10 protein-coding genes and 1 pseudogene are annotated in these 12921 nt (G+C 33.0%); 5 read left to right on the top strand and 6 right to left on the bottom strand.

The features are described from left to right. Positions 1–50: 50 nt before the first annotated feature. From J3U24_RS00915 to J3U24_RS00890, 6 genes are all read right to left on the bottom strand, one after another. Positions 51–2129, bottom strand: coding sequence for a hypothetical protein (locus tag J3U24_RS00915; protein WP_218058451.1), 2079 nt, complete (start codon positions 2127–2129; stop codon positions 51–53). A gap of 52 nt (positions 2130–2181) precedes the next feature. Then, entirely contained in the window at positions 2182–2829 is a 648-nt protein-coding gene (locus J3U24_RS00910; RefSeq protein ID WP_065734408.1) for a hypothetical protein, read from the bottom strand. A 96-nt stretch (positions 2830–2925) separates the two neighbouring features. Next, positions 2926–3618 carry a PspA/IM30 family protein gene (locus J3U24_RS00905; RefSeq protein WP_065734407.1) on the bottom strand — a complete coding sequence of 231 codons (693 nt, stop codon included), beginning with the start codon at positions 3616–3618 and terminating at the stop codon, positions 2926–2928. 31 nt (positions 3619–3649) lie between these two features. Next, complete coding sequence (locus tag J3U24_RS00900; RefSeq protein ID WP_267330274.1) at positions 3650–4291, bottom strand: YjfI family protein; 642 nt, start codon at positions 4289–4291, stop codon at positions 3650–3652. Between the two features lie 216 nt (positions 4292–4507). Then, a complete protein-coding gene (locus tag J3U24_RS00895) occupies positions 4508–6808 on the bottom strand; it encodes a TonB-dependent receptor domain-containing protein (protein WP_065734405.1) in 2301 nt (766 codons plus the stop codon). A 77-nt stretch (positions 6809–6885) separates the two neighbouring features. Next, positions 6886–7737, bottom strand: coding sequence for a heme/hemin ABC transporter substrate-binding protein (locus tag J3U24_RS00890; RefSeq protein WP_065734404.1), 852 nt, complete (start codon positions 7735–7737; stop codon positions 6886–6888). Positions 7738–8487: 750 nt separating this feature from the next. On the opposite strand from J3U24_RS00890, the pseudogene hutW reads away from it, so the two are divergent. The 5 genes and pseudogenes from hutW to J3U24_RS00865 form a co-directional block, all read left to right on the top strand. Then, positions 8488–9801: pseudogene (hutW, locus tag J3U24_RS00885) on the top strand (heme anaerobic degradation radical SAM methyltransferase ChuW/HutW); the annotation flags it as partial. 125 nt (positions 9802–9926) lie between these two features. Further along, positions 9927–10427 (top strand): heme utilization cystosolic carrier protein HutX, encoded by a 501-nt coding sequence (gene hutX / locus J3U24_RS00880; RefSeq protein WP_267336919.1) that lies wholly within the window; start codon positions 9927–9929, stop codon positions 10425–10427. Positions 10428–10444: 17 nt separating this feature from the next. After that, positions 10445–11083: an NAD(P)H-binding protein gene (locus J3U24_RS00875; RefSeq protein WP_065734206.1), complete on the top strand. Its 639-nt coding sequence runs from the start codon at positions 10445–10447 to the stop codon at positions 11081–11083. Positions 11084–11106: 23 nt separating this feature from the next. After that, entirely contained in the window at positions 11107–12093 is a 987-nt protein-coding gene (locus tag J3U24_RS00870) for a FecCD family ABC transporter permease (protein ID WP_267336918.1), read from the top strand. Positions 12094–12109: 16 nt separating this feature from the next. Further along, entirely contained in the window at positions 12110–12883 is a 774-nt protein-coding gene (locus J3U24_RS00865) for a heme ABC transporter ATP-binding protein (RefSeq protein ID WP_218058400.1), read from the top strand. The last annotated feature ends 38 nt before the right edge of the window (positions 12884–12921 follow it).

Here is a 12921-nt window from a genome sequence, read left to right as displayed (position 1 = left end):
CCTACCTAAAACTGATTACATTATAGATAAATGGCTATTCTGATAGTAACCTATTCATTTTCATTATTGGATGACAAAAATTGTTTTGCTAACGCTTTTAAATCAGTGTTTTGCAAAGTCTCTTTTATGTTTATGTTTTTGTCTCCCGATAAGCGAGATAGTACTGATTGTAATGCAGATTGTAGTACAGGGCTCTGATTAACAGTTCCTTCTATTGCTTTACCTACACTAATTGCTTTAGAGAAGCTATTAAAGAAGTTATCATTACCGCCTACAATTTCAATATTGGCTTTACTGAATGCTGCAGCAAGCACGTCAGCTTGTTCTCTAGCAATTTCTTTGTTAGCAGCAATAGCAGCCATGGCTTGTTCGAAACCTTTTTCAAGCGCTAAGCGGAATTCCTCATGATTTTTCGATTGTTCATTCATCGTACCCATTGCTTGGAACTTATCTACTAAACCATTTGCCTCAGCAGTTAATTTTTCGCGAATTACTAACGCTTCTGCAAGACCTTGTTCTTTTGTTGCTGATGCTTTTGCGAATCCAATACGTTCATCACCACGAGCTTGAGCAGAAAGTTTTTCCTCAAGTACTTTAGCTTCAGTTAAACCTTGTTTTTCTACTGCAATTGCTTTGGCTTCAATAACTTTAGCTTCTGCTAAGCCTTTTTCTTGATTACCTTTCGCTTCAGCTAATAATGTCTCAGCTGTAATATTTGCTTTGACTAAACCTTCTTTTTCTTCTGCTTCTGCTCTTGCTTTACGTACTTTAGCTTCGGCAAGGCCTATTGCCGCTTCTTCGGCTTCTATACCCTGAGCTAATTGTTTTTTAGCTTCAGCTTGTTTAGCAGCAGCTTCTAATTCAGCTTGAGCCATCGTGCTGATTTCAATTGCGCGATGTTTAGATGATTGTTCATCTGCCTCAGCTTGTTTTACTTGTTTAACTAGCTCTTGTTCAGCTCTAGCTTCAGCTTCAATAATTGTTGTTTGTTTTTCACGATCTGCTCTTGAAACTTCACGAACTTCTTTAATGTTTTCCTCTTCAACTGCAACTGTTTTTTCAACTGCTACACGTTCACGAATAACATTAGCAATCTGTTTCTTTTCCTCTTCTACAACTTTGTCTTTCTCTATTCGTTGTAGTTCAACTTCTCGTTCACGAGCAACAATTTCAAGTGAACGAGCTCGGATTACACGTTCTTCTTCAATCGCAATAGCTCTTAGGCGGTTATTCTGTGCAACTTCTACTTCACGTAAACGATTCTCTTCTCTTACTTCAATTTCTTGTTGGGTTTGAATTCTAGCTTGTTCAGCTTTCAAACGTTCTTCTTCTTGAACTTTTAATGTTTCAGCGGCTTCTCTAGCTCGAATAGTTTCAATTTCACGTTTTTGTCGAGCCTCAGCGTCAGCTTGTTGACGTTCTAATTCAAGTTTAGCTTCGATAGTTTCAGTATCTTTTTTCTTAAGAGCTAACTCTAGATCGCGTTCTCGCTTATTGGTTTCATCTTTATGTACAGCAGTTATAGCTGTAATTTTATTAATACCTTCAGCATCAAAAATATTATCTGGGTCGAGTGATTTAATTGGAGTTTGTTCTAAATAATCGATAGCAACATCTTCAAGGGCATAACCGTTAAGGTCTTTACCTATTACATCAATGATACGTTCACGGAAATTCATTCGATCTTCAAACAGCTTTGCAAGTTCAAATTGTTTACCTACGGTTTTCAATGCTTCTGAAAATTTAGCACTAAATAATGTGCTTACCGCTTGTTGGTCTGATGCACGATCTACACCGATTGATTTGGCAACTTTAAGAACATCTTCTGTTGTTTCATTAACGCGTAAATAGAAGGCTACGCAGATGTCAGCCCTAAGGTTGTCTTGGCAAATTAAACCATCTTTACCTCTTCGTTCTACGTCAAAAGTGATCAAGGAAATTTTCATGAACTCTTTTTTGTAGATGATTGGATATACCAATGCACCAGTAAAATGAACTTTAGGTTTTGACGTCATGTCATTAACAATAAGCGCCGTACCTTGAGGAACCTTTATGTAAAATGCCTTAAATAATAGGAAGAATCCGACAATTACAAGGAATATACTTCCAACTATTACCAAAAAAAACATTATAGTATCACTGCTTAAAGACATATTTTTCTATTCTCCAAATTAACTTCTATTAGCCATTAAAATCTTTTAGGCTAATTATTTCATAACAATTTGTTGTTTCATCATACTGAAGGATTACGGCTTTATCACCGCGCTTGAATTGATAAGATTCATCACATCTTACCTCTAAAATAAGGCCCGCTCCTCCATCTTCACAGGTAGCTTGTCCTTTAGTTCTGGTTACGGTACTTGAGCGTATTTCGATAACTTGTCCTAACAATGATTTATGATTGTGGTTAATTATCAACTTTCTAAATAAAGGACGAAGTGGTTTAATAAAAAAAGCAGTTAAATAGACTGATAAAATAAATGAGATAATTAAAAGAGCTATCCCTGCTAAATAATAAAGAAATACAAAATTATACAAAGGTAGGATTAATAGACGAAAGGCAAAATAACAAATTGACCATCCAATTAAAGAGATCAATGTGATGATGAGAGTCATTGGTACTTCATTGAAGCCAAATTTCATTAATAAACCACCTAATCCAGTAGATGGAACATCACTATAAACATCATTGACACTGATATCAAAATCTAAACAGTCAACGCTTAATAGTCCTAATGCTGCAACAAACCAATATAAGATACAGATTGTTAACAATGCACTAAAGATAATTACGGGAAAAGAAAAAAATATTCCCCAAAACAGTTCCATTATATTCCCTTCATCTATCCAAACTAGTTTTAACTAATTAATTATTTTATAATTGTTTTTGCTATTCTAACTTAAAAATATCAAAACGCGAAAACTTTAATTTGATTGTTTTTCTTTTAATCTAGCTAAAATTGAAGCTGCATTATTATTGCCAGCTTTAATACCGGCCGCTTCTAATTTACTATCAAGCGAATCAGGATTTTCAGTTGCTGCTAATTCTTTTTTTGCTTCAAAAGTGGCAGCAGCTTTTTCTTGACGTTTTTTGATTCTATCTAATGAATCGAGTGCAGTATGCAATTTAGCTGTTGAACCACCGTAACGCTGTGCTACTGCAGATTGTGCTTTTTGGACACTTTCAGTAGCTTTAACTATATCAACTTGTTGTTTTAAATTACGAATATTGATTTCAGATTGTGAAATAGTTTGTCGTAAATTTTTAACACTTTCAGCAAAATAGTTAGCTTGCTTTTTGTTATTTTCATATTGATTTTCGAGTACCGAAAGTTTTTCCGCTACTTCCAAAGCTAACTCTTCATTGTTATTTTCAAGTGCTTTAATAGCATATGCTTCATATTCAGTTATTTGAGCTTTTGTTGATTCAACTTGTTTCTCTGCTAATTTTTGTTCTGCTAGAATATTAGCTAATGATTCTTTAGCTTGTCTCAATTCTTCATCAGCATCTCTAATTTCTTGGTCTAATATACGTAACGCTTGAGAATCAATTATTGATTCGCCAACTTCATTTATTCCACCACGTAATGCTGTTACTAATTTTTTGAAGATAACCATATTTAACTCCTTCTATAACTATTCGCTTTAACTATTCAATATTAAAAAAATGCTCATAAGCTTCAGTCGCTTTGATCACATTGTCTGATAACATTTCGAGTTCATAAATAATATCGTTTAAGGTTGAGGATGAACTAAGTGCACCATACATAATGTAATTGATTTCTCCATCTCCTGTTTTTTCAATTGCTATAGTTGATAAAGCAAATAGTTTTCTAGCAGACAGAATTTCTTCATTAAATGATGAAGGATTTTTGATTAGTGAAACTGGCCAAAGTAGTGCTTCTACAATAATTTGCTGATTTGAAACGCTTAAAAAAAGTGGTAAATCACCATAGTCATGCATAATGATATGTAAACAAGCATCGACACCATCAATTATTTCAATACTTGCAGAACCTTGTTTGATTAAATCAGTTTGATTTAATTCTTGGAAAAGGTCATTAATTTTCCAGATTTCTTTATTTTTCATTTCATTGTTTTCCTTCACATGGTACAAAAAAGATTTATTTTCTACAGCTGGTTGACGAAATTTTTTTTCGATTTCAAGTAACTCAGCAGTATTTTCAGGCAATATCCAAACTTCTTTTTTTATCAACCCCTGTTCTCTTAAACGTTGTCGGTATTGTTGTTGATAAAATGCTGAGCTTTTAGCTTCTTTGGTTTTTTTCATAAATTTTGGTTATTCTTTAATTTTTTATACAACTTATATTAGCATAATTTTATCACATGTAAATATTACATGTGATATTTTTTATCAATTTATTGATGCTAAATTTACTTTAATTTTAATAAAAAACTAAACACCTTTAGGGAGGTTTTATAGAAGGCTATAGAATAAATAACCCGCATGATGCGGGTTATTTATTTGAAAAAATGATATATCATTCTAGAAATCAACATCTAAACCTAATTGGAATGTTCTGCCTGGAGCAGTAAACATGTTTAGATATTTATGATCTGATGTGCTGTATAATTTATTATTACTTAGATAATCCCAATATTTTTGATCGGTAAGATTATAAACTCCACCATTCAATTTAACATTCTTAGTAATATTAATATAACCAGTTAAATCAATAATGCCATGACCGGCGATTCTAAAATAGTCATCTTTAGAATTAGGAAGTGGTCTACCATCATTACCATAAGATTCTCTAGATGTCGCTTCGGCTTTTTTACCTTTTTGGAATGTTGCTGTAACAGCCACACCATAAAATTTATTCGGATCATCCCACGCTAAACCGACAACACTTTTCATTGGTGCTATTGAATCCATTTCAATATATTTATCACCTAAATAGCTTGATTTTGATTTGCCTTGGTTATAACCAATTGCAAATTTAGCGCTTAAGCCATTAGCAGATTCTACCCATTTGCCGATATTGAATTCACTGCTCAATTCAGCACCATAGATGTATGCCTTATCACGATTTTCTGCTTGATAAACAATTCGGTTACCTGTTCCGACAAAGTTCTTTCTATAACGTGTATAAGCGATGAAATTTTTATATTTATTATAAAAAGCTGAAGATGTTAAAGTTACACCTGAAACAGGATGTCCTTTCAAACCTAATTCAAAATTGTCACTGGTTTCAGTGTTAAGATTTGAATCACCAACAAGTACATACATATTGCTATGCGCTAAATAAGATCCATATAATTGGTTCTGATTTGGCATTTGTGCGGAACGTTTGTATTGTAAATAAGCAGTGAAGTCAGGATTAATATCATACATAAATGACATAGAAGGTAAAACTTGGAAATCACTATTGCTACTATATTGTTTACCTAACTGGCTACCATTGATGTTTGTTACAGCCATATTTTCTAAATTACGAGGTTTAGTATTTTGGTAAATAACTCTAACACCAGGTACTAGATAGAAATTATTACTATCTTTAATATTAAAACTAATTCTGTCTTCGAGGAATCCCCCTAATTGATAACTTCGACTATCTGCTTGGGGTTTAGTGTAATCTCCGTCTGGAAATATTCTACCATTTTGAGATTGGGCTGAAGTAAAGAATGGTGATTCATCTTCACTCCATTTACCATTTAAACCAGCGCTAATTTTCTGATTTTCATAGTTTTTAACTAAAGTAGTAATAAAATTATAAGTTTTTGTATTGTAATTTGTTTGAGTATTAAAATTACCTTTAGTTGTATGTCTAATATCGGTACTATCATAGACATTGGTTCGTTGATAATTTAATTGAGTAGTTAAACTATCAATCCAGCTTATAGCAGTTGGTTTCCATTGATCTTTAATAGCAAGATTAAAGCGATTGTTTTTGCTTCTTTGATGATCAAGTGACTCAACTTTTTTACCGTATTTATCCCAAGTATCATAATGAGAATTTTTGGTTTTATTATTGTAATCAACTGTTGTATTAATTAAATGTTCTTCTGTCATTTGCCAGCCAAAACCAGCTAAAATCGAGTTGGAGTGCCAGTTTTCTGGATAACTACTTATTGAGTCTCCATTATTACGTGTTTGCTGGCCATCGCGTCGACTTAAAACCAAAATACCATTTAGATAATCATCACCACCAGCCATAGTTAAGCCCTGGTGGAAACTTCTATCTGAACTATCATAGTTATTTTGATAACCAAAGTAGGTCGTTTTACCCGGATAGAGGTAATAACTTGCCGATTTGGTTTGGAATGAAACTGAGCCACCGAGGGCATTATTTGCATTACTAACCGATGTCGCTCCTGATTGAATATCAACTTTATTGTACATATAGGTATCAATATAATCTCGGCCAATACCGTAAGATCCAAACCCAGCTCGTCCAACAGAGTTAACCCGACCTTGAGCTATTGGTAAAGGCATACCATCAATATCGATTGACACGCGGTTAGCATCTAAACCACGAATATTGTATCCAGTAAACCCACCACGGTCCCAACTACTTTTACCACTACCTGAACCTGAAATACTTCCTGGGGCAGAAATTAGAGGTTGATAACGCATTATAGTACCAAAATTAGTACCTCCATCACGGCGAATATCTTGCTCAGAAATTTCAGTATTCATTCCCGGATTTTTTGTTGCTTCATGAGCTGTTACAGTAATAGTATCAATGTCTTTTTCATCATTATGTTTATCAGTAGCGAAAGTAGGTAGTGCTAATGTTAAACCTATTGCTAATGAACTTGTCTTTTTTAAATATTTAAAATTCACATTTTTATCCTTTCAAACTTAATATGTTTAATGCGCGCATTTATTGCTTCAATTAATAAAAATATTATTAAAATAGTTTATTCAGGGTAAAAGCTTTGGAAAAGCAATTTTGCTGCTTCATCAACTCTTGGCCCGATTCCAAATAAGTAACTATCATCTATAACCGTAATACGATTATTTTTAAATGCACTCGTTTCAGTAATACCTGGAATAGTATTGACTTTGTCTAAACCACCTAATTGATCAATCGAATATTTATTTAAAATGATAACTTCTGGATTGATAGCTATAATTGATTCTGCAGTGTAACTTTTGAAGCTATTATGCGTTGCCAAATTTTCACCACCAGCGATAGTAATTAATGCATCAATTGTAGTATTTTTACCTGCTACAGAATTGGAACCACTCATACTCATTAGGGATAAAACTTTTGTTTTTTGTGGGTGAGTTGCGATTTTGGCTTGAATGTCGGCAAGATTGGCTTTAATTCTATTGATTAATTTTTCGCCTTCTTCTTGTTTATTTAATTTAGATGCAATTTTATTGATATTTTCGTATAACAGTTCAATTGTACCAGGTACACGCCTTAATGCTAATACATCTACTTTTGACTCAGAAACTTTTTCGATAACATTATCAGGTTCTACATCATTTAATGTTATAAACAAGGTTGGTCTAAGCGATAAAACACCTTCAATATTTAATAATTTCCAATAACCGATTTGTGGCAATTGTTTAACTTTCTCAGGATAACTGCTTGTTTTATCAACACCTACGACATCATCTCCAGCACCTAGTGCGAATACAATTTCAGTAAGAGATCCTCCAGCAATAACAATTCTTTCATTTGCTAAACTATAATTGAGAAGACTGTTGATACTAAATATTAGTAAAAATAGGCTAATCCTTTTTATAAAATTTTTCTTCATGATTTAATTTACCTACCATGGTTTTCAATTTTGGAAGAATAATATAGTGAAAATGATAACCATTATCAACATAAAATATTGGGGGATTTAATAGCAAAGCATTAGAAACTGATCAAGCATTAATGATAAATTAAAATTTATTCAAATAAATAATAATGTTATAACAAATTATTACAAAAATAATATATTGATATTTTGGGGGATATGAAAATTAGAATGATATCTTGTAGGGAAATTTTGGTACTTTTTATTTCTGTTTCAGTTTATTTAACTTAAATATAATTTTACTCATATTTTCATAGAGTAATTCTATTTTACCAGCTTCACATTTTGCACTTAATCATCAAGTTTTGATTGATTAAATAACTTAAGAAAATTATCGATTATGCTAAATATTATAAGGAATTAAGAAATAAAATTGACTTAAAATTACCGAAATATCAATACAAGATAAGCGTTTATTTGGGAAACAATAATGTTATCCATAGTAATTTCATCTTTAGCAAAATATGTAAATACAATTTGTATAAAGGTTCCACGAGTTACTAATCAATACAATAAATCGATCAGCATTATTAAAAAAAAGGTTTTTATTTGCTAATTTTTTATGAAAATACTAGCGTTTAGTTTGAAAACTGAGCATAAATTTTAAAAAATAATCAGATTTAAATAGATAAATAAGAAAATAATTAAAAAAATATTGATAAATGATAATAATTATTATTTAATTCACCGAGATTATTTTTATGAATGGATGTTATGAAATCATTTGATGTAAGTGCGTTTTACGCTTCAAACTCAGTTTTACCTTTTAAAGATCGTTGGGCAGTAATGCCTTTACAAGCAAGTTTACCCGTATCACCTCAAGAATTGGAACAACAATGGAGTATTGTTCAAAATTCAGATCTATCTGGACGAAAACGTCTAATTTATATACATATTCCTTTTTGTGATATTCATTGTCAATTTTGCGGATTTTATCAAAATCCATTGCGTAAGTTTGATACCAAAACTTATATTGATTACTTATTACAAGAAATATCCCTAGAAATTAACAATAAAGCGATGCAGTCTGCGCCAATTCATGCTATTTATTTTGGCGGTGGAACACCTTCAGCTTTAGCTGCAGGACAATTAGCTCGTGTAATAAATTATCTAAAAAAACATGCTCCTCTAGCACCTGACTGCGAAATTACTGTAGAAGGGCGAATTTCTGATTTTGATGAGGATAAAATTGATAGTTACATTGAGGCTGGGGCAAACCGTTTTTCGATAGGTATTCAAACCTTTAATACCGAAATTAGACAGCGATTAGGACGCCAGTCTTCTGAAAAGGAAATTATTAAAAGTTTTGAACGTATTGCTGCACGAGATAGTGTTGCTTTAGTTTGTGACCTTATGTTTGGACTACCTAATCAAACTCCAGTTACTTGGCAAAGAGATTTAGAAATCGCCGATCAATTGCCTCTCGACGGGGTTGATCTTTACTCCTTAAATCTTTTACCAACAACTCCATTAGCTAAAGGTGTTGAAAATAAAAGAATAGAGATTCCAACAGTAACTGATAAGTGCGATTTTTATCATCAAGGAGCTAAATATTTAGATAGACAGGGATGGACTCATTTAACCAATGCTCATTGGGCTAAAACGAGTCGTGAACGGAATTTATACAATTTTTTAATCAAACAAGGCTCACACTTTTTTGGATTTGGTTCTTGTGCTGGTGGAAAGCTAGACGGGCAATCATATATGATCCATCGTGATTTAAATCAATATTATGCCTTATTAGATCAAGGTAAAAAGCCCCTAATGATGTTAACCGGTAAACCATTACTCGGTGACTGGCTGCATAAATTACAAGCAGGTATAGAAAAAGGGCGTGTTGATCTAACGCAACTTACCAATCAAGCTGAATTATTTGATCCATTAATCAAGCAATGGCATGAAGTAGGATTACTACAAAATGAAGATCGTTGTTTACGATTGACTTTATCGGGACGTTTTTGGTCAAGTAATATTGTACAAGCTTTGCAACAGCTTTTACTACAGCTTAATAATCCTGAGCATATTGAATTACAAAAGAAGATGGCACAAGCTAGACAAGCCATGCAACAAGGTAATGGTATGCCTAAATCTCACCCACATATGCAAAACATCCAAGTAAAAACAAAAAATTAAAGGAAATTACTATGGCAGATAAACAAACCCTTTTAAGTAATCTTGCAACTTATATGCAATCTAACCCTGAAGAATTACTAGAGAAAATTGCCCAAGATCATAAAGTCACTATGACGCAAGTGATCCAAGCAATACCTGATGCAAAAATCGTAGATGGAAGTAACTTTGATACAATTTGGGAAGAAGTAACAACTTGGGGTGACGTATTGTTTTTAGTTCATACTGGTGACATTATTGCTGAAATTTCAGGTGAATTGCCTCCTGGAACTCATAGCCAAAAATACTTTAACTTACGCCATCAAAAAGGGTTAAGTGGTCACATAAAAGCAGAACATTGCCAATATATTGCATTTATTGAAAGAAAATTTATGAAAATGTCGACTGCTTCTATTATATTCCTTAATCATTTAGGTCAATCAATGTTTAAAATTTTTGTTGGGCGTGATGAAAAACATCAATTAAAAGCAGAACAACTTGAAAAATTTAGAGCTTTAGCAAAAAAAATCAATTAATTTTAAGAAACAATAAAATGAAAACAGTAATTATTTTTGGTGTAAGTTCAAAGCTAGGAACTGGTTATCAAGTATCTCAATTAATCAAACAATGCCACCCTGAGTGGCGTTGTATTGTATTAGTTCGTGATGCCGATTTTGCAAAACAATTATCTGAACAAGGTATTGAAACTCATGTTGGCGATGCAACTGACGTTGAATTAGTGAAACAGATATGTCAACAAAACGGTAGTGACGCGACAGTAATTTCAACTTTAGGTGGAGAAACGGGTAATTACATTGCTCAGCGCATTATCATTGATTGCGCAGAACAGGTTGGAATTAAACAAATGATATTAGTGACCTCGCTTGGTTGTGGTGATTCATGGTCAACATTATCCTTACGAGCTAAGCAAGCATTTGGTAATGCGGTTCGAGAAAAATCACTAGCTGAAATTTGGTTACAAACCAGCTCATTAAATTATGTGATCTTAAGACCAGGTGGTTTACGAGATGGAGAAACAACCAATCGCGGTGAATGTTATTTCGCTAAGGAAGTTCATGGTTTTGTATATCGCAAAGAATTAGCCAGAATAATCATTGATAAAATTGCTAATCAACAATTTGATAACCGAGCATATAGTGTTGTTGACCCAAGCTTAGCGGTGAGTTATTAGTATTAAAAATATGAGGTTAATCGGTGCGAAAATCTAGTCAACAATTATTGTTATTGGGATTATTTGCTTTACTATTAATTTTAATTGTCTATTCGGCAAACTCAGGCGCATTAAAACTTTCTTTTAATCAATTAATGAGTATGTCATTCAATGATCCTTTATGGAATATTTGGTTCAATATTCGATTACCTAGAATTATACTCGCAGTAGTAGTTGGTATGGCATTAGCTAGTGCTGGCGCTGTTATGCAAGGATTATTCAGAAACCCTTTAGCTGATCCTGGTTTATTAGGTATTAGTAGTGGTGCAAGCCTAATGGTAGGTATAACGATATTATTTCCTGCCGTTTTTCCTCCGATTATGATGCTTTATGGAAAAATGATTGCTGCATTTGCTGGTAGTTTATCTATCTGTATTCTTATATACCTCTATAGTCTTAATGAACAATGTAATTTAGCTAAAATGATTTTGTTAGGGGTCGCAATTAATGCCATCATTGGCTCAATATTGGGAGGACTCAGTTACATTAGTGATGAATCACAATTACGTCAACTTTCGTTATGGTCAATGGGACATTTAGGAAAAGGCTCTTGGGACTTGGTCATTGTATCCATTTCATTAATTTTACCTACGTTATTATGTGTTATTAAACTTGCTCATCATCTCAACATATTACAGCTGGGGGATGAAGATGCTCATTATTTAGGTATCAATGTTGAACGCACTAAACGCTATCTATTATTACTTAGTGCTGTACTGATTGGTACTTCTGTTGCAGTGAGTGGCATTATTGCTTTTGTTGGATTAGTTGTACCTCACATGATTCGTTTACAAGTCGGTGCAAACCATAAATGGCTAATACCTGGCTCTGCATTAGGTGGTGCTTGTTTACTTTTATTAGCTGATACTTTAGCTAGAACATTAGTTGCTCCAACTGAAATTCCTGTCGGTCTTTTAACCAGCCTAATTGGTGGTCCGTATTTTCTTTGGCTTATTCTGAGACATAAATAACTGATGGAGATTTATTGTGTTAACCGCTAAAAATTTAACATTTGGTTATGGTCGTCGAATGATAATTAATGATGTATCTTTATCAATAAATTCAGGCGAAATTGTAATTATCATTGGTCCTAATGGCGCAGGTAAGTCCACTTTATTGCGTTTACTAACAGGTTATCAAAAACCATTATCTGGTGAATGTTATCTATTAGATAAACCATTATCACAGTGGCCACAAAAACAATTAGCAAAAATAAGAACAGTTATGCTTCAACAAAGCCAACTTACTTTTCCTTTTAAAGTAAAAGAAGTAATAGCAATGGGACGAGCTCCTTATGGCAAAATACATTTTGATGAATCAATTCACGAAGTGATGGTACAAACTGATTGTTTACAATTTGCTGACCGAGATTATAGAGGTTTATCCGGAGGAGAACAGCAAAGAGTTCAATTAGCTAGAGTCTTAGCTCAATTGTGGCAACCGCAATCTAATGAAAAATTATTATTTTTAGATGAACCTACCTCTGCACTTGATCTTTATCATCAACAACATACTTTAAGATTATTAAAGCAGTTAGCTATTAAACAGAAATTGGCTGTATGTTGCATCTTACATGATCTCAATTTAGCTGCTTTGTATGCTGATAAAATTATTCTTGTTAACCAAGGAAAAATTGTAGAACAAGGCGTACCATCTGAAGTATTAACTGTTGAAAATATCAATCGATGGTATGGTGTTGAATTAGGTGTTTATAATCACCCTAAACATTCATCAATACCTCAAATCTATTTAAATCCCTAAAGGATAAATCTAATATCATCCGCTCCATTTTCGTTCAA

This window comes from Gilliamella sp. B2785 (assembly GCF_026537005.1).
GTDB lineage: Bacteria > Pseudomonadota > Gammaproteobacteria > Enterobacterales > Orbaceae > Gilliamella > Gilliamella apicola_E.
The sequence above is the reverse complement of the archived record's forward strand: the minus strand, read 5'-3'. Positions and strand labels throughout refer to the sequence as shown.